Annotated in this window: 17 protein-coding genes; 7 read left to right on the top strand and 10 right to left on the bottom strand. The window is 73.6% G+C overall.

Annotated elements, in window-relative coordinates:
* Positions 1-117: 117 nt before the first annotated feature.
* The 3 genes from AB0912_RS15935 to AB0912_RS15925 all read right to left on the bottom strand — a co-directional run bounded on the left by AB0912_RS15935 (position 118) and on the right by AB0912_RS15925 (position 2247).
* On the bottom strand, positions 118-843 hold the full coding sequence (locus AB0912_RS15935; protein WP_366699885.1) for an LPXTG cell wall anchor domain-containing protein: 726 nt from the start codon (positions 841-843) through the stop codon (positions 118-120).
* Positions 844-1040: 197 nt separating this feature from the next.
* Positions 1041-1604: an ATP-binding protein gene (locus AB0912_RS15930; RefSeq protein ID WP_366699883.1), complete on the bottom strand. Its 564-nt coding sequence runs from the start codon at positions 1602-1604 to the stop codon at positions 1041-1043.
* 274 nt (positions 1605-1878) lie between these two features.
* Complete coding sequence (locus tag AB0912_RS15925; protein ID WP_164373056.1) at positions 1879-2247, bottom strand: STAS domain-containing protein; 369 nt, start codon at positions 2245-2247, stop codon at positions 1879-1881.
* A gap of 238 nt (positions 2248-2485) precedes the next feature.
* Between AB0912_RS15925 and AB0912_RS15920 the strand changes: the two genes are divergently transcribed.
* On the top strand, positions 2486-3406 hold the full coding sequence (locus AB0912_RS15920; RefSeq protein WP_366699881.1) for an RNA polymerase sigma factor SigF: 921 nt from the start codon (positions 2486-2488) through the stop codon (positions 3404-3406).
* A 103-nt stretch (positions 3407-3509) separates the two neighbouring features.
* On the opposite strand, the gene hutI is transcribed toward AB0912_RS15920, so the two are convergent.
* The 4 genes from hutI to hutU form a co-directional block, all read right to left on the bottom strand.
* Positions 3510-4685, bottom strand: a complete 1176-nt coding sequence (hutI, locus tag AB0912_RS15915) for an imidazolonepropionase (protein WP_366699879.1) — start codon at positions 4683-4685, stop codon at positions 3510-3512.
* Positions 4686-4828: 143 nt separating this feature from the next.
* The gene (locus AB0912_RS15910; protein WP_366699877.1) at positions 4829-6187 is read right to left on the bottom strand and encodes a formimidoylglutamate deiminase; all 1359 of its coding nucleotides are present in this window, start codon (positions 6185-6187) and stop codon (positions 4829-4831) included.
* Positions 6184-7407 carry an allantoate amidohydrolase gene (locus tag AB0912_RS15905; protein ID WP_366699875.1) on the bottom strand — a complete coding sequence of 408 codons (1224 nt, stop codon included), beginning with the start codon at positions 7405-7407 and terminating at the stop codon, positions 6184-6186. Before AB0912_RS15905 ends, AB0912_RS15910 begins: the two co-directional genes overlap by 4 nt.
* On the bottom strand, positions 7404-9077 hold the full coding sequence (gene hutU, locus AB0912_RS15900; RefSeq protein ID WP_366699873.1) for a urocanate hydratase: 1674 nt from the start codon (positions 9075-9077) through the stop codon (positions 7404-7406). The genes AB0912_RS15905 and hutU overlap by 4 nt, the downstream gene beginning before the upstream one ends.
* Before the next feature lie 183 nt (positions 9078-9260).
* Here hutU and AB0912_RS15895 point away from each other — a divergent pair, with 183 nt between their 5' ends.
* The 5 genes from AB0912_RS15895 (at position 9261) to AB0912_RS15875 (ending at position 13315) form a co-directional block, all read left to right on the top strand.
* Entirely contained in the window at positions 9261-10721 is a 1461-nt protein-coding gene (locus tag AB0912_RS15895; RefSeq protein ID WP_366699871.1) for a diaminopimelate decarboxylase, read from the top strand.
* Between the two features lie 301 nt (positions 10722-11022).
* Positions 11023-11430: a hypothetical protein gene (locus AB0912_RS15890; protein WP_366699869.1), complete on the top strand. Its 408-nt coding sequence runs from the start codon at positions 11023-11025 to the stop codon at positions 11428-11430.
* Between the two features lie 182 nt (positions 11431-11612).
* Positions 11613-12344 (top strand): transcriptional regulator, encoded by a 732-nt coding sequence (locus tag AB0912_RS15885; protein ID WP_366699867.1) that lies wholly within the window; start codon positions 11613-11615, stop codon positions 12342-12344.
* A gap of 64 nt (positions 12345-12408) precedes the next feature.
* The gene (locus AB0912_RS15880; RefSeq protein ID WP_366699865.1) at positions 12409-12924 is read left to right on the top strand and encodes a roadblock/LC7 domain-containing protein; all 516 of its coding nucleotides are present in this window, start codon (positions 12409-12411) and stop codon (positions 12922-12924) included.
* 16 nt (positions 12925-12940) lie between these two features.
* Complete coding sequence (locus AB0912_RS15875) at positions 12941-13315, top strand: hypothetical protein (RefSeq protein WP_366699863.1); 375 nt, start codon at positions 12941-12943, stop codon at positions 13313-13315.
* A gap of 50 nt (positions 13316-13365) precedes the next feature.
* Here AB0912_RS15875 and AB0912_RS15870 read toward each other — a convergent pair whose 3' ends face one another.
* The 3 genes from AB0912_RS15870 to AB0912_RS15860 all read right to left on the bottom strand — a co-directional run bounded on the left by AB0912_RS15870 (position 13366) and on the right by AB0912_RS15860 (position 16812).
* On the bottom strand, positions 13366-13935 hold the full coding sequence (locus AB0912_RS15870; protein ID WP_366699861.1) for a hypothetical protein: 570 nt from the start codon (positions 13933-13935) through the stop codon (positions 13366-13368).
* Between the two features lie 232 nt (positions 13936-14167).
* On the bottom strand, positions 14168-15094 hold the full coding sequence (locus AB0912_RS15865) for a MurR/RpiR family transcriptional regulator (RefSeq protein ID WP_366699901.1): 927 nt from the start codon (positions 15092-15094) through the stop codon (positions 14168-14170).
* A gap of 176 nt (positions 15095-15270) precedes the next feature.
* The gene (locus AB0912_RS15860; protein ID WP_366699859.1) at positions 15271-16812 is read right to left on the bottom strand and encodes an aromatic amino acid ammonia-lyase; all 1542 of its coding nucleotides are present in this window, start codon (positions 16810-16812) and stop codon (positions 15271-15273) included.
* A gap of 190 nt (positions 16813-17002) precedes the next feature.
* Here AB0912_RS15860 and AB0912_RS15855 point away from each other — a divergent pair, with 190 nt between their 5' ends.
* On the top strand, positions 17003-17431 hold the full coding sequence (locus AB0912_RS15855; RefSeq protein ID WP_366699899.1) for a hypothetical protein: 429 nt from the start codon (positions 17003-17005) through the stop codon (positions 17429-17431).
* Positions 17432-17492: the final 61 nt, after the last annotated feature.

Below are 17492 nucleotides of genomic sequence, written 5' to 3'. Positions count from 1 at the left end.
GTCGGCGGCCCGGGCCGCCGGTGCCGCGCCGAGCAGCAGCAGGGCCGTCAGACCCAGCACGCGGGCGGCGGGAAGTGCGTGGCGCATGCGGCGGCTCCAGGTCGTCGTGCGGGCGGGTCAGCGGCGTACCGCCTGATGCCTGCGGGTCAGCCACAGCACGCCGGCCGCGCCCGTGAGCAGGACGGTGCCGCCGAGCGTGCCGAGGGCGATCGCGGAGTCCGCGGGACCGGTCTGCGGAAGCCGCCCGCCGGAGTCCGAACCGCTCTGGCTGCCGCCCGAAGCGCCCGACGAACCCGAGCCCGAGCCGGAGGACGAACTCCCGCCCGCCGCCGTCACGTCGAGGGTCAGCGAGGGCTTCGGGCCGTTGGAAGGCGAGCACGTGGTCGTGGTGCCGAGGGCCTTGATGGTGAGCACGCCCGCGGTGAAGGTGACCTTGCCGGACTTCCTCGGCGTGTACGTGCCGCTCAAGTCGCTGATTTTGATGGGGGTGTTGGCCGGGATCGCCGCCGCGTTGGCCGGTCCGGTGACGGCGACGGTGCCGCTGTCGGCGCCGCCGACCGTGATGACGGCGCTCGGCGTCATGGCGCCCTTGCCGAGCTCGACCGGGCTGGAGGAGACGCCCTTCTGCCAGGACATGGTGAGCCGGTAGCCGCCGCCGCTCCGGACGCTCCTGATGTCGATGGGCGACACGGCGCTCTTGTCGCCGATCGGCGTCTTGCACTGGTAGTTGACGTTCACCACGTCGGCCCGCGCCGCCGGGGCGGCCAGCAGCACCGCCGAGCCGGCCAGGGCCGCGGCGCACGCGAGCGCGGCGGTTCGTTTCTGGTACGTCCGGTACGACACGGGCCTGCCCCTCAATCCTGACGTCGCCCCCGACGGGACGCGCGGCGCGATTTCCTGACGGAACATCAGATCGGCCGTCAAGGTACGCCCGGGGACTTGTGGAGGGAAGACAAAGTGCGCGCCGGATCCCTGGGGACCGGGCGCGCACAGTGACGTACGGGAAGAGGGCCGGGCGGAGTACGAGGGGGATGCCCGCGTCAGGCGGGCGCCCCCAGCTCCGCCCAGACGGTCTTGCCGGTGACTCCGGGGGCGCGGACGACCCCCCAGTCCAGACAGAGCCGCTGCACGATGAACATGCCGTGTCCGCCGGGGCGGCCGGCGCGGTGCGGGGTGCGCGGCGAGGGCTGGCCGGCGCCGCGGTCGGAGACCTCGACGCGCAGCACCTTGTTGTCGACGGAGATCCGCAGTTCGTCCGGGCCCTCGGCGTGCAGACAGGCGTTGGTGACCAGCTCGGAGACGACCAGCAGGACGTCCTCGGCGGCGGCCCGCCGGTCGGCGCCCCCGGCGGGCAGCCAGCCCCAGGCGTACAGCGCCTGGCGGGCGAAGTCGCGGGCGAGGGGCACGACACCGCTCTCACCCTCGAAGCTCAGTCTGCGGGCCTGGCGGCCCGGCGGGGCGAGGACCGCGCCGTCCGGAGAGGCGCCGTCGCCGGGCGGTCCGCCGTCCACGGGCGCCGTGTCGTCCACGGACGCCCCGGAAGCGCCGCCGTCGCCCGACTCGGGGCCGCGGTCGCCCGGCGAGTAAGGCCGGGTGGTGCTCATCAGCGCTTCACCTCACCGATTCACCGGTTCACAGTTCAAGACTCAGTACGCAGTACTCAGTACGGATGGATCAACGGCTTTCGCCGCTTGTGGATCGGACGACGTGTGCCGCACCGGAGCCGGCCCACCCGCTGCCGACACATCCAGGATGTCTCCTGCCCGACGGAACCGTCCGAACACCCACGTATTCGGCACGGAAACTGTGACGCGGGTAACGCGGCGCTCACGCCGGGGCGACGGGGACATGACGGCGGCATGCCGGCGCACCGCCCGGTCAGTCGGCGAGAGCCGCTTCGAGTGTGTCGTGCACGGTGAAGACGGCCTCCGCCCCGGTGATCTCGAAGACCCGGGCGACCACCGGCTGCATCGCCGCCAGATGGACACCGCCGCCCGCGGCCTCGGCCTTCAGCCGGGCACCGAGCAGCACGTTCAGTCCGGTGGAGTCACAGAACTCCAGGCGCGAACAGTCAACGACAAGCCGCGAGTACCCCTTTTCGAGGCACCCTTCGAGTGGCTCACGCAACAAATCGGCCGTGTGGTGATCCAACTCACCCGCGGGGGTCACGACGGCACTAGTGCCCTCTTCCCGCACCTCGACAAGAAGCCGGCCAGACTGTGCGCTGCCGACCGTCCCGCGGTCCATGCCGTCTCTCTCCCGAGCGTCGCGACTGCTGATGTACGCACTCGAACACTACGCCTTCTCTACGTCACCTGACACCCGAACAACCGCCCGCAAACGGACATTTCACCACAGAACGCACTTGCGACAAGTTCACAAAAGCGGGTAGGGCTAGTAGCGACACCTATCCGACCCGGCCGGCTTTGGAGGCGCCGCACACCGCAGTGCACGTATTGGCATCGGCGGCCATATGCCGAGAACGATGGAGGACACCATGTCACCCCGGCTCGACGGATCGCAGACCCAGACAGCGACGTCGACAACCAGTCCGGCCGGCCCGGAGCACCCAGGCGACCCCGCGAACGACGGAGTCGACGGGCTCGCGGGACTACCGGCGATCCCCCCGTACAGCGAGGTGGGGCCGGTGGACGCACGGGCCCTGTCCAAGACGCTCTTCGAGCGCCTCGAATCCCTCGAAGAGGGCACGTACGACTACGCGTACGTCCGCAACACCCTGGTCGAACTGAACCTCGCGCTGGTGAAGTTCGCCGCCTCCCGCTTCCGCTCCCGCAGCGAGCCGATGGAGGACATCATCCAGGTCGGCACGATCGGCCTGATCAAGGCGATCGACCGGTTCGAGCTGAGCCGTGGGGTCGAGTTCCCCACCTTCGCCATGCCAACCATCATCGGCGAGATCAAGCGGTTCTTCCGTGACACCTCCTGGTCGGTGCGGGTACCCCGCCGGCTCCAGGAGCTGCGCCTCGACCTGGCCAAGGCGGGCGACGAACTCGCGCAGAAGCTGGACCGCGCTCCGACAGTGGGAGAGCTGGCGGAACGTCTCGGCATCGGCACCGACGAGGTCGTCGAGGGCATGGCCGCGTCCAACGCGTACACGGCCAGCTCGCTGGACGCCCAGCCCGAGGAGGACGACTCCGAGGGCGCGCTCGCGGACCGCATCGGCTACGAGGACAACGGCCTCGAGGGCATCGAGTACGTGGAGTCGCTCAAGCCGCTGATCGCGGAACTCCCGCAGCGCGACCGGCAGATCCTCTCGCTGCGCTTCGTGGCGAACATGACCCAGTCCGAGATCGGCGACGAACTCGGCATCTCCCAGATGCATGTCTCCCGGCTCCTGTCGCGCACCCTCGTGCGACTCCGGAAGGGACTGACCGTCGAGGAGTAGCAGGGCTTCGCGGCCCGTGAGGCCGCGCGCGGAAAAGCGGTCCGGCGCCATCGGTGCCGGACCGCTCCCGTTTCCCGTGGCCCGGATCTCTCCCGGGGCCGCCTCAGACCACGCGGGTGCCGCGCCGCCACACGCCGGTGACCAGCGGGACGCCGGGGCGGTAGGCGAGGTGGACGTGGCTGGGTGCGTCCAGCAGGGTCAGGTCGGCGTATGCGCCGGGGGTGAGCCGGCCCACGTCGTCGCGGCGCAGGGCCCGCGCGCCGCCGGCCGTCGCCGACCACACCGCCTCGTCCGGCGTCATCCCCATGTCACGCACCGCGAGCGCGACGCAGAAGGGCACGGACGAGGTGAACGAGGAGCCCGGGTTGCAGTCGGTGGACAGCGCGACCGTGACGCCCGCGTCGATCAGCCGGCGGGCGTTCGGCCACTCGGCGCGGGTGGAGAACTCGGCGCCCGGCAGCAGCGTCGCCACGGTGTTGCCGCCGGCGAGGGCGTCGACGTCGGCGTCCGTCAGATGCGTGCAGTGGTCGGCGCTCGCCGCGTCCAGCTCGACGGCGAGCCGCACGCCGGGGCCGAAGGTGAGCTGGTTGGCGTGGACGCGCGGGTGCAGGCCCTTGGCGCGGCCCGCCGTGAGGATCGCGCGCGCCTGGTCGCCGTCGAAGGCGCCCTTCTCGCAGAAGACGTCGACCCAACGGGCGTACGGGGCGCAGGCGTCGAGCATCTCGCCGGTCACCAGGGCGACATAGGCCGCCGGGTCGTCGGCGTGGTCCGGGGAGACGATGTGCGCGCCGAGGTAGGTGACCTCGTCGGTGTGCGCGGCGGCGATCCGCAGCGCGCGGGCCTCGTCGTTCACGGTCAGGCCGTAGCCCGACTTGGTCTCCATGGTGGTGGTGCCCTGGCGGAGCGCCTCGTGGAGGTAGCGGGTGAGGTTGCGCTCCAGGTCCTCGTCGGAGGCGGCGCGGGTGGCGGCGACGGTGGTGCGGATGCCGCCCGCGCTGTAGGCCCGGCCGGACATGCGGGCGTTGAACTCCTGGGTGCGGTCGCCGGCGAAGACCAGGTGCGAGTGGGAGTCCACGAAGCCGGGGAGCACCGCCCGGCCACCCGCGTCGACCCGGTTGTCAGTGGCGGGTGCTTTGCTGGTCTCACCGGTCCACGCGATCCGGTCGCCGTCGATGACGACGGCCGCGTCCTGGATCAGACCGAGCGGAGAGCCGTCGCCTTGGGAGGGATCGTTGGTGACCAGACTGGCGATGTTGGTGATGACGGTCGTGCTGCTCATGGCGTCCTCGGGGGTGGCGGGACTGGGAATGGCCGGGCTGGGGGCGGCCGGGCCGAGGGTGGCCGGATTCCGGCCGGGGGGCCGGGAGTTGCGTCCGGCTGACGGGTCCGGGTCCGGGTCCGGGTCCGGGCGACCGTTGCGGGTCAGGCGCGCAGGGCCGCGACGGCGTCCGCGAGCGCTGCCGGCACGTCCGGTACGAGGGTGTGCGCCCCGTCGCGCACGATGTGCCGGCCCGCGACGACGGTGTGCCGCACATCGGCCGCCGTGGCCGCGAAGACGGCGGTCTCGGCGCCGAGCCGCGGCAGCGGGCCCGCCGTCCTGACCGAGTCGAGGGCGATCGTCGTGAAGTCGGCGAGCGCGCCCGTCTCGATGCTGCCCGCCTCGTCCCAGCCGAGCGCCGCGTGGCCGTCGGCGGAGGCGGCGCGCAGCAGGGCGGCGGCCGTCCAGTGGCCTCGGGTGCGGGTGCGCAGCCGCTCGTTCAGCTCCATCGCGCGGGCCTCTTCGAGGAGGTCGATGACCGCGTGGCTGTCGGAGCCGAGCGACAGGGGCGAGCCGGCGCGCTGGAGGGCGGTGGCGGGGCCGATGCCGTCCGCGAGGTCGCGTTCGGTGGTCGGGCACATGCAGGTGCCGGTGCCGGAGCCGCCGAGGAGGGCGATGTCCTCGTCGGTGAGGTGCGTGTTGTGGACGCCGGTGGTGCGCGGGCCGAGGACGCCGTGGTCCGCGAGGAGCCGGGCGGGCGTGCAGCCGTGGGTGGCGAGGCAGGCCTCGTTCTCGGCGGTCTGCTCGGACAGGTGCACGTGGAGCGGGGCGCGCCGCTCCTCGGCCCAGCGCGCGACCGTGGCGAGTTCTCCGGCGGGCACGGCCCGTACGGAGTGGATGGCCGCGCCGATCCGTGCGTGATCCCGGTCCTTGAGAAGTGAAGAGCGTTCCGCCCAGGCCTCGGCGGTGCCGTCGGAGAACCGCCGCTGGTGCTGGTTGGGCGGCTGTCCGAAGCCGGAGGAGAGGTAGGCCGTGTCGAGCAGGGTGACGCGGATGCCGGCGTCCGCCGCGGCGGCGATGAGGGCCTCGCCCATGGCGTTGGGGTCGGCGTAGGGGGTGCCGCCGTGGGCGTGGTGGACGTAGTGGAACTCGCCGACGGCGGTGACTCCGGCGAGCGCCATCTCCGCGTACACCGCGCGGGCCAGCGCGTGGTAGGTCTCCGGGGTCAGCCGGTCGGCGACGGAGTACATGATCTCGCGCCAGGTCCAGAAGGTGCCGGAGCCGACCTGGACGGTGGAGCGCAGGGCGCGGTGGAAGGCGTGCGAGTGGGCGTTGGCGAGGCCGGGGAGGGTGAGTCCGCGCAGGATCTCGGCGCCGGGCGGCGGGGTGTCGACGCCGGTGCGGACCTCGGTGAAGCGGCCGTCCCGGCCGGCCCCGGAGCCGTCGGCGGACACGGTCACGGCGACGCCCGGCTCGACGTGCGTGTCGAGCCAGGCGTGTTCCAGCCAGTACGTCTGCGTCACCTGCAGGCCAGCCCTTCGAGTACGTCGGCGAGTGCGGTCACCCCGGCCACGCAGTCGTCCTCGGCGGCGAACTCGGCCGGGGAGTGCGAGACGCCGGTGGGGTTGCGTACGAACAGCATGGCGGTCGGGACGGTGCCGGAGAGGATTCCCGCGTCGTGTCCGGCGCCGGTGCCGAGCACGGGCACGGCGAGGGCGTCGTCGCGCTCCTTGCCGAGGATGCGGGCGAGTTGGTCGCGCAGGGCGTGCTCGAACTCGACGACGGGGGTGAACGACTCGCGGACGACGTCGAGTTCGACGCCCTGTTCCTCGGCGTGGGCGCGGGCCGCCTGCTCGATGCCGGTGACGACGGTGTCGAGGGTGGCCTGGTCGGCGGCGCGGGAGTCGAGCCAGCCGCGCACCAGGGAGGGGATGGCGTTCACCCCGTTCGGCTCGACGGCGATCTTGCCGAAGGTGGCGACGGCGCCGGCGAGCCGGGCCTCCCGGCGCGCGCTGAGCACGGTCTCGGCGTACGACAGCATCGGGTCGCGGCGGTCCACGAGGCGGGTGGTGCCGGCGTGGTTGGCCTCGCCGCGGAAGTCGAAGCGCCAGCGGCCGTGCGGCCAGATGGCGCTGGCGATGCCGATCCGGTCGCCGCTGATGTCGAGGGCGCGGCCCTGCTCGACGTGGAGTTCCACGAAGGCGCCGATGCGGCCGAGGCGCTCGGGGTCGGGGCCGATGGCCTCGGGGTCGTGTCCGGCGCGCTCCATGGCCCGCGGGAGGGTGATGCCGTCGGCGTCGGTCAGGCGGTGGGCCTGCTCGACGGTGAGCTGTCCGGCGGTGAGCCGGGAGCCGACGCAGGCGAGGCCGAACCGGGCGCCCTCCTCGTCGCCGAAGTTGACGATGGCGAGCGGCTTGGTGAACCGGGCGCCGCGGGCGCGGAGTTCGTCCAGGGCGGCGAAGGAGGAGACGACGCCGAGGGGACCGTCGAAGGCGCCGCCGTCGGGGACGGAGTCGAGGTGCGAGCCGGTGACCACGGCGTCGCCCGCGGCGGGGTCGCCGAGCCAGGCCCACTGGTTGCCGTTGCGGTCGAGTTCGTAGGTGAGCCCCCGGGACTCGGCCTGCTGCCGGAACCAGGCGCGGCAGTCGGTGTCGGCGCCGGTCCAGGCGAACCGGCGGTAGCCGCCGGAGGCGGAGCCGCGGCCGATCGGCAGCAGCTCCGCCCACATGCTGTGGAAGGTCACGCGGCGCCGCCCTCGTCGCCCTCGCGCATCGGGATGCGCACCCCGCGCTCGTCGGCGACGGACTCCGCGATGTCGTAGCCGGCGTCGACGTGGCGGATGACGCCCATGCCGGGGTCGTTCGTCAGGACGCGGCGGATCTTCTCGCCGGCCAGCTTGGTGCCGTCGGCGACGGAGACCTGGCCCGCGTGGATGGAGCGGCCCATGCCGACACCGCCGCCGTGGTGGATGGAGACCCAGGAGGCGCCGGAGGCGACGTTGACCATCGCGTTCAGCAGCGGCCAGTCGGCGATCGCGTCGGAGCCGTCGAGCATGGCCTCCGTCTCGCGGTACGGGGAGGCGACGGAGCCGCAGTCGAGGTGGTCGCGGCCGATGGCCAGGGGGGCGGCCAGCTCGCCGGAGGCCACCATGTCGTTGAAGCGCTCGCCGGCCTTGTCGCGCTCGCCGTAGCCGAGCCAGCAGATGCGGGCGGGCAGGCCCTGGAAGTGGACGCGCTCGCCGGCCAGCTTGATCCAGCGGTGCAGCGATTCGTTCTCGGGGAAGAGGTCGAGGATCGCCTTGTCGGTCTTGTGGATGTCGGAGGCCTCGCCGGACAGCGCGGCCCAGCGGAAGGGGCCCTTGCCCTCGGAGAAGAGCGGGCGGATGTAGGCGGGGACGAAGCCGGGGAAGGCGAACGCCCGGTCGTATCCGGCGAGTTGGGCCTCGCCGCGGATGGAGTTGCCGTAGTCGAAGACCTCGGCGCCGGCGTCCATGAAGCCGACCATGGCCTCGACGTGGCGGGCCATGGACTCGCGGGCGCGAGTGGTGAAGCCGGCGGGGTCCTTGGCGGCGGCGTCGGCCATGTCGTCGAAGTCGATGCCGACGGGCAGGTAGGCGAGCGGGTCGTGGGCCGAGGTCTGGTCGGTCACGATGTCGATGGGGGCGCCTTCGGCGAGCATCCGCGGCAGCAGTTCCGCCGCGTTGCCGAGCAGGCCGATGGAGAGCGGCCTGCGCTGGTCGCGGGCCTCGACGGCGAGTTGGAGGGCGTGCTCCAGCGAGTCGGCCCGCACGTCGAGGTAGCGGTGTTCGATACGGCGCTCGATGGCGCGCGGGTCGACGTCGATACAGATCGCCACGCCGTCGTTCATCGTCACGGCCAGCGGCTGGGCGCCGCCCATGCCGCCGAGACCGGCGGTGAGGGTGATGGTCCCGGCGAGGGTGCCGCCGAACTTCTTGGCGGCGACGGCGGCGAAAGTCTCGTAGGTGCCCTGGAGGATGCCCTGGGTGCCGATGTAGATCCAGGAGCCGGCCGTCATCTGGCCGTACATGGTCAGGCCGAGGGCCTCCAGGCGGCGGAACTCCTCCCAGTTCGCCCAGTCGCCGACCAGGTTGGAGTTGGCGATCAGGACGCGCGGGGCCCACTCGTGGGTCTGCATGACGCCGACGGGACGGCCGGACTGGACGAGCATCGTCTCGTCCTGCTTGAGGGTCCGCAGGGTGCGCACCATGGCGTCGAAGGAGCGCCAGTCGCGGGCGGCCTTGCCGGTGCCGCCGTAGACGACGAGCTTGTCGGGGTGCTCGGCGACCTCGGGGTCGAGGTTGTTCTGCAGCATCCGCAGGGCGGCCTCCTGCTGCCATCCCAGGGCGCTCAGTTCCGTACCGCGCGGCGCTCGGACGGGGCGGGGTCCTGACATGGTCTGCCTCCTAGCGGACTGTTGCTGTGGATATTCACATCCTCACCCCATGAATAGGCCTAGTCAATAGCCCCATCGGCGGCTCCTGGCCGCGCCGGAGGTTTGGCCGGGACCCAGGGGCGCAGACATGCACGAGGCGGAAGATCCGCCGTTCGACCGTTCGGCGGGGCGAGTGGGGCTGCGATGACTTCGGCGGAAACATCCGGAACGCCTTCGGACGACGTGAGCGTGACGAGGGGCGGGGCCGTGGTGCCGGAGGACGCCGGGCGCGTGGAGCGGCGGGACCGGGCGGTGCGGGCGGCCGTGGGGCAGGGGCTGCTCACCGCGGAGCGGCCCGTCGTCGCCCTGCTCGACGTCCGGGGCATCCGGCTCTCGGCCGCCGCGCTGCACGCCGCGTTCACCGCGGTGACCGCGCCCGGCACCCGGGTGCTGCACGCCTTCGCCGTGAAGGCGGCGCCCCTGGTGCCCGTGCTGCGGCTGCTCGCCGAGGAGGGCGTGGGCGCCGAGGTGGCGAGCGCCGGCGAACTCGCGCTGGTCCGGGCGGCCGGCCTCGCCCCCGCCCGGACGGTCCTCGACTCCCCCGCCAAGACGCCCGCCGAACTGCGCGAGGCACTGGCCCTCGGCATCGCGGTGAACGCCGACAACCCGCAGGAACTGGACCGTATCGACGCCCTGGTCCGCTCGGCGCCCACCCGCTCACCTATCGGGGTGCGGGTCAATCCGCAGGTCGGCGGGGGTTCCATCGGGGCGCTGTCCACGGCGACGGCGACCTCCAAGTTCGGCGTGGCGCTCCGGGACGAGGGCGCCCGCGACTGGCTCCTGCGGGCGTACGCCGACCGCCCCTGGCTGACCCGGCTGCACGCGCACTCGGGGTCGCAGGGCATGCCGCTCTCGCTGATGGCGCAGGGCGTGGCGGAGACGTACGCGCTGGCGGAGGAGGTCAACCGGCACGTGGGGCGCCGGCAGGTCGACACGATCGACATCGGCGGCGGACTGCCGGTCAACTTCGGCTCCGACGCGACGGCCCCGACGTACGCGCAGTACGCCCGGCTGCTGGCCGAGGTGGTGCCGGGGCTGTTCGACGGGCGGTACGGGCTGGTCACCGAGTTCGGCCGGTCGCTGCTGGCCAAGCACGGGACCGTGCTGGCGCGGGTCGAGTACACCAAGCGGGCCGGGGGCCGCGCGATCGCGGTGACGCACGCCGGGGTGCAGGTGGCGGCCCGCACGGTGTACGCGCCGAGCGCCTGGCCGCTGCGGATCGCCGCGTACGACGCGAAGGGCCGGCCGAAGACGGGGCCGGACGTGGTCCAGGACATCGCGGGCCCCGCCTGTTTCGCGGGCGACCTGCTCGCCGAGGGCCGGGCGCTCCCGCTGCTCGAACAGGGCGACCACGCCGCCGCGCTGGACACCGGCGCCTACTATTTCGCCCACCACTACGCGTACAACTCCCTTGCCCGGCCCGGAATCTACGGCTTCGTGCCGGACGGCGACGGCGCGGGCGACGGCGACAGCGTGGGCGCCCGGGACGGCGCGGACGGCGGCGCCGGTGGGGTGCGGTTCGCGGTCGTACGGGAGCCGCAGACGCTGGAGGAGATCGTCGGGGAGTCCGGCGGCCCGCACGGGACGTCACTCACCTCGCTGTAGGACTCCGCGCGCCCCCGCCGGCCGCTCACTCCAGGACTCCGCGCGGTCGGCTCCGCCAACTCCCCGGCGCGCAAGGAGTCCCGCGCGCCGGGGCTCACTCGTGCGCGCCCCCGTCGCACGCCCCAAGGCCGCACAAACCGCCCACCTGCGGTTTCAAGGGGGACGGAAAATATGGTCAGTTGACCCACCTTAGTCATCCCGGGCATGTTCCACAGGAAAATGCCGGATCACTCACTCATCGCGCACACAGTGCGTAACTTCTGCGTCACTCGGCCGAACCCTTGGCGGGAGGGGAGACACGGTGCCCGGAATCGACGAGTGCCTGCTGGAAGCCATGACACTGCCCGGTGCCCGGGGTGCCTCGGTGGTCGACTGGACCAGTGGGCTGGCCCTGGGCACGGTCGGCGACGCGCCGGGCGGCGACCACGAGACGACGGCGGCGGAGGCGGCCGAACTGGCCCGGCTCGCCGCGGAGAACCGCTCGTTCGCCCCGAAGGACGGTTCCGACTGGTCCGAGTGGTCGGACCAGGAGACCCCCATCGAGGACCTGATCATCAGCAACCGCGACAGCTACCACGTCCTGCGGTTCGTACGGACCAGCTTCGACAGCAGCGTGTTCCTGCACCTGTGGCTGGGCCGCTCGGACGGCAACCTCGCGCTGGCCCGCATCCGGCTCGGCGAGATGGCCGGACGGCTGGTGCTCGTATGACCACGGTCAGAACCCCTCCCCCGCCCCGGCTCCCGGTGCGCGACAAGGCGCACAGCGCCACAGGTTCAACCGGGGCCACCGGCTCCCCCGGGACCACTGGTTCAACCGGGACCACCGGGGCCACTGGTTCAACCGGGACCACCGGGACCACCGACACCCCCGAACCGGGCGGCGTCTCGCCCATGCTCAGCCGGCTCGCCGCCGAGCGGGCCACCGGCGTCCTCATCCGCGAGCGCGGCACCCTCTACCTCGCCGACGGCGAGGTGGTGCACGCCGAGAGCCCCGCGACCCCCGGCATCGACGTGCTGTTCTCCGCCCGCGGGGTGCTGGAGCCCGAGGTGTGGCGCGAGGCCGTCGCGCTGGCCGGCGCCCGCCGCCGGGTGGGCCGGTATCTGATCGACAGCGGCCGTATCGCGGAGGGCGCGCTCCAGTTGTGCCACCTCGGCTCGCTGTACGACGCCGCCTACTTCGTGCTCGGCCCGAGCAGCACCCCCACCCGCTTCCGCTATGGCGCCGCGCACTGGCTCGGCCCGCTGCGGCCCGTACCCGTGGCCGCCCTGGAGCGCGAGACGGTGCGCCGCCGGGCGCTGCTGCACCGCATATGGCCCGACACGGCCACCGACACCGCGCCGCTGCGGCGCGCCCGGCTCGCGGCCGGACCCTCGGTGCCGCTGCGCCAGGAGGCCGTCCTCGACCGGGTGGACGGCGTCCGCACGGCGGCCGACGTGTCCGCGGCGCTCGGCCGGCCCGCCTTCCACACGCTGGTCGACCTGCGCCGCCTCGCCGCCGCCGGACTCGTGACGGCCGCGCCCGCACCGCAGCCGCCCGCCGTGCCGAGCCTGCTCACCCAGTCCTCCGCCGATCCCGACGTCGCCCTGCTGCGACGCCTCAGAGCCGCGCTGGAGGCCCTGTGAGCACCGACCCGCGGGAGGCCCTGTGATCCGCGCGCTACGACAGCGTGCCGAGAGGAGACTGCTGATGGCGGCGGAACCCGAAGTCCTCGACGAACTGCACCGGTTACGGGCCCGGGTGCCCCAGCTGACCGGAGCGCTCGCGGCCAGCGCCGACGGACTCGTCCTCGCCCACGACACCCCCGGCGTCGAGCCGGAAGGCCTGGCCGCGCTCACCGCGGCGGCCCTCGGGGTCGCCATCCGGATGGCGGACGCCACCGGCCAGGGCGACCTGCGCGAGCTGCTGGTCCGCGGGGTGAACGGCTATGTGGCGACCTACGCGGCGGGCGGCTCCGCGGTCCTGACCCTGCTGGCCCAGGACCGCGTCAACGTCGGCCGGCTGCACCTGGAGGGGCGGCGCTCCGGCACCCGGATCGGGGAACTGGTCGACGCCGCCACCGCGCGCGGCGAACCGGCCGCGGCTCCCGCCCGGCCGGCCGCGAAACCCTCGCCGGGCATGCCCCGCCGCGTTCCGCGCGGTACGGCGCCCGCCCGGCCCACGACCACTCCCGTCACCAACCACCCCAGTACATCCGAGAGTTGAGAAGGAGCACCACATCATGGCGAACACCGAGACAGCCCTCAAAGAGGCTCTGGCGTCCATCGAGGGCGCGACCGGAGCGGCACTCGTCGACTACACCAGCGGTATGGCGCTGGGCACCATCGGCGGCAGCAAGAGCTTCGACCTCACCGTCGCGGCGGCCGGCAACACCGACGTGGTCCGCGCCAAGCTGCGCACCATGGAGCACCTGGGTCTCAAGGGCGAGATCGAGGACATCCTGATCACGCTGACCGACCAGTACCACCTGATCCGGCTGATGCAGGGCCGCGGCGGGAACGGACTGTTCCTGTACCTCGTCCTCGACCAGAAGCGGGCCAACCTGGCGATGGCCCGCCACCAGCTCAAGCGCATCGAGGCCGACCTGGAGGTCTGAGCGGGACCGGCCACCGGGCGGCGGCCCGCCACCGGGTCAGCGGCACCGGGTCAGCGGCGCCGTGCCCCTCCGGGCGCGGCGTCGCCCGCCGCCGGGCCGGTGGACCGTACGGCCTTGACCGGCTTGCCCGCGGGAGCGCCGGCGCGCGGTCCGAGCCAGTCGACGCGCACCCAGATCAGCTCCTGGGCGGCGCGTTCGACCCGGCCGAGCCGGGCGGCCTTCAGCCACAGTCCGACGCCCGCCCCGGCGAGCAGCATGCCGCCGGCGGCGGGCACGGCGAAGGAGCTGCCGAGCGCCGCGGCGAAGGCGAGCAGCAGCCACCAGCGGTGTCCCCGGCGCCAGTTGCGGATCGTCACGGCACGGTCCTGGAGGACGTCGTGCTTGCCCGCGCGGGCGGCCGACCGGACCAGGGCGGCATACCGCTTCCGGCGCCAGGCGGCCACGACGGACGCCGCGAGCAGGAACAGCGCGGCCCCCGCGAGGACCCCGATCCGGCGTCCGGTCAGCCCGGGGACGAGGACCCCGACGCCGGCCGCGAACACCCCGCCCCACCACAGCGGTGCGGCTCCGGCCCGCACCACGACGGCCATCCTGGCCAGCCCCTGTCCTCCACGCGCCACGATCCGCCTCCGTCCCCGCTCTTCCGCGTAGCGGGACGCGCCACCGGCCGGGGGCGCGCCCGTTGTGTCTTCGGGTGTGTTTTCAGGTGTGTCTTCAGGTATGTCTTCGGGCGCGCAGGCTAGCGGCGGAACCTGAGACGAATCTGAGAAGGCCCGCTCGACCCCGGGCAGATCCGCTCGGCTCCGAGCGGGCCCCTCGACCCCGGGCAGATCCGCTCGGCTCCGAGCAGCCCTACTCCACGAACAGTCCGCGCGCGGCGGCCCGCGCGTCGAACTGTTCCAGCCGGGCCTGCGCGTCCGGCAGGTCGTCGCACATGGCCTCCAGCAGGACCCGGCCCAGCAGCATCGGCGCGCACGCCGTGTCGAAGGCGAGGCCGGTGCCGACGGCGGCGGGGATCAGCAGGTCGGACACCTTGGCCACGGGGGCGAACGCCGAGTCCGCGACGGTGACGACGGTCAGTCCGGCCGCCTTGGCGTGGCCGAGGGCGTCGACGACCTCGCGCGGATGCCGGGGCAGCGCGAAGCACAGCAGGGCGGTGGCCCCGGCCCGGACGGCCGCGTCGATACGGTCCTGGAGCATGGTGCCGCCCTCGTGCAGCAGCCGTACGTCGGGGTGGACCTTTGCGGCGAAGTAGGCGAAGCCGTAGGCCTGGGAGGCGGCGGCGCGCAGGCCGAGGACGGGCAGCGGGCGGGAGGCGGCGAGCAGCCGGCCGGCCCGGGCGACGGGACGCGGGTCGGCGAGCGCCTCGGCGAGATGGCGCAGGTTCTCGATCTCGGCCTCGACGGCCTGCTGGTACTCGTTGTAGGCGGTGGTGTCGGTGGCCGGTTCGACCGGCGCGACCTCGCGCAGGTGGCGGCGCAGCGCCGGGTAGCCGTCGAAGCCGAGGGCGACGGCGAAACGGGTGACGGAGGGCTGGCTGACGCCGGCGAGTTCGGCGAGTTCGACGCTGGAGAGGAAGGGCACGTCGGCCGCGCTGCGCACCATGCTGTGGGCGATGCGCCGCTGGGTGGGGGTGAGCCGGCGCCCCTCGAAGAGGCCGTGGAGCCGCCCGGCGGGACTGTCCCCGGCCCGCGCCCCGCTGTCCTCCCCGGCACCCGTGCCCGAGCGCTCGTCTTCGGCCCGTCCCCCGCCCGTCTCCGGACCGGCACTGTCGCGCACGCCCTGGCCCGCGCCCTCGCGCACGCCCTGGCCCGCGCCCTCGCGCACGCCCAGGCCCGCACCCTCGCGCACGCCCAGGCCCGCACCCTCGCGCACGCCCTCGCCCGCACCCTCGCGCACGCGCGCGCCCCTGTCCTCCGCCTCGCCGGCGTCGTTGTCGGCGTCCTTGCCGGCGTTCATGGCGTGCTCCCCCTCCAGATGTCCGTGAACCGGTCGAGCAGTGCGGCGGCGGCCGTCACGTCGTCCGTGAGCGGCCGATCGGCCTGCTCGGCGTCGAGCACCGATTCGGCCAGTTCCAGCGCCACGCCGGCCGGCAGCTCCGGCTCGGGCCGCAGCCCGCGCTGGCGCAACGCCCGTACCGCGGCGACCAGTTCACAGCCGACGACGAGACGGTACGCGGCGCAGGCCCGCAGCGTCTGGCGTGCGGCGAGCGAGGCGAAGCTGGCCTGTTCCTCGACGCCCCGGGAGAGGACGGCGTGGCCGAGCGAGGCGGGCGCGGAGAAGGCGCGCAGGTCACCGAGTGCGGCACCGGCGGCGTACTCCAGGATCATCACGCCGGAGGACGCCGCCTCCTGGTCGGCGAGGAAGGGGCGCAGCCGGGTGTAGGCGGGCTCGTTGAGCGTGGACAGGCGTGAGGTGGACAGCCGGGCGACCTGGGTGACGGAGAGCCGGAAGTGGTCGAGGGCGAGGGCCAGTTGGGCCTGGTAGAAGCCACCGTGGTGGTAGGCGGCCATGTCCTCGGGGGAGATGAGGGGGTTCTCGGCCGCGGCGTTGATCTCCACGGTGAGCACCGCCTCCAGCGCGTCCGCCGCGTCCTGCGCGGGGCCGTGTATCTGGGGCAGGCAGCGGAAGCCGTACGGGTCCTGGATGCGGCCGAGCGGCGGGGTGGGCCGGTCTGCCGAACCGATCAACTCCCGCATGCGGCGGGCCACTTCGACGGACCCCCGGTGCGGGCGGGCGGCGTGCACGGGAGCCGCGTAGGCCTCGTGGGAGCCGTCGACGGCGAGCAGTGAGAGGGCGGCGACGACCTGGGTGGCGCCGATCAGCCCGCGCAGTTCGCGCAGCGCGAGGGCGGCCTGCCCGAGGGTGAGCGCGTTGCTGCTGATGAGGGCGAGCGCGTCGTTGTTGTCGAGGGGCTGCGGGGCGGGGGCGAGGGCGCCGGGGGCCGAGCCGTCGGGGCCCCGCCAGGGGTGTTCGCCGGCGAGGGCGAGGCCGACCTGGGCGAGGGCGGCGATGTCCCCGGTGCCGACGGAGCCGAACTCGTTGACGGCCGGGTACGCGCCGGACTCCAGGGCCTCGCACAGCGCGGTGACGACGCTGGGGCGCAGTCCGGCGCCGCCGGCCAGGAGCTGGTTGGCGCGGACGGCGAGCATCGCGCGGACCTGGCGGGCGGGGAGTTCCGCGCCGATGGCGCCGGCGTGGCTGCGCAGCAGGCGCAGGCCGTGGTCGGCGGCGGCCTCGGTGGGCACGTCCTCGTTGCGGTTCGCGCCGACGCCGGTGGAGCGGCCGTAGACGCGGCCGGTGGCGGCGATCTGCCGGGCCGCGTCCCAGGACTCCTCGGCGCGCTTCATGCCGTCGGTGCCGGGCACGGGGCGCGCGGCGCCGTCGGCGAGCCGGACGATGTCGTCCACGCCGGTGCCGCGGCCGTCCAGGACGACGATCGGGACGCTCGCCGGGAGTGTCACCGCACTCGCCGCGTCCATGGTCCGAGACGACATCACGCGCACCCTCCTCGACCCGTCGAGCCGTCGGCCCCTTGCCCTATCGCCAACCTATTCAGATAGGGAGAACTCTGCATGACGGTATGCAGGCCGGGCAAGGGAATCCGGGAGTTCCCCCGCCCCGACAGGGGGGTTAGCCCCAGTGCCATGGCGCCCGCGGCTGCCTACCGTGATGGGTATGACCGGTATGGATGCCCGCCACGACGACGCGGAGCTGAAGAAGGAACTCGACGCCACCCTGCACGCGCGCAGGGACCTCGGCGAGGAGTACGACGCCGCGCTGGTCGACTCGTTCCTGGAGAAGGTCGAGCAGCGTCTCGACGGCGCGGTCGACCGGGGCGTGCGGCGCCGGCTCGCCGAGCAGCAGATGGTGGCGGCGCGCGGGGCGCGGTCGCCCCGGTCGGCGGACTCCTGGGGCGAGCGGTTCGGCTTCGGGATCGTCTCGCTGGTGCTGGCCATCCCGCTGTCCGCGATCGGCGGCGGGGTCGGGGGCCGGCCCGGACTGCTCATCGCCTGGATCGGCATCGTCGGGGTGAACGCGGTGCAGGCCTTCCGCCTGTCCCCGGACTTCTTCCGCCGCCGTAGGCCGGGGCGGGACTCGGACTGGGAGGACTGACCCCCGAACGCCCGGCAGGGGGAGGGCCGGACATGCGCGGGGGCCGGACATACGCGAGGGC

The sequence above is a fragment of the Streptomyces sp. NPDC007084 genome, assembly GCF_040703595.1.
Taxonomy (GTDB): Bacteria; Actinomycetota; Actinomycetes; order Streptomycetales; family Streptomycetaceae; genus Streptomyces.
This window is presented reverse-complemented; position numbering and strand designations above follow the sequence as displayed.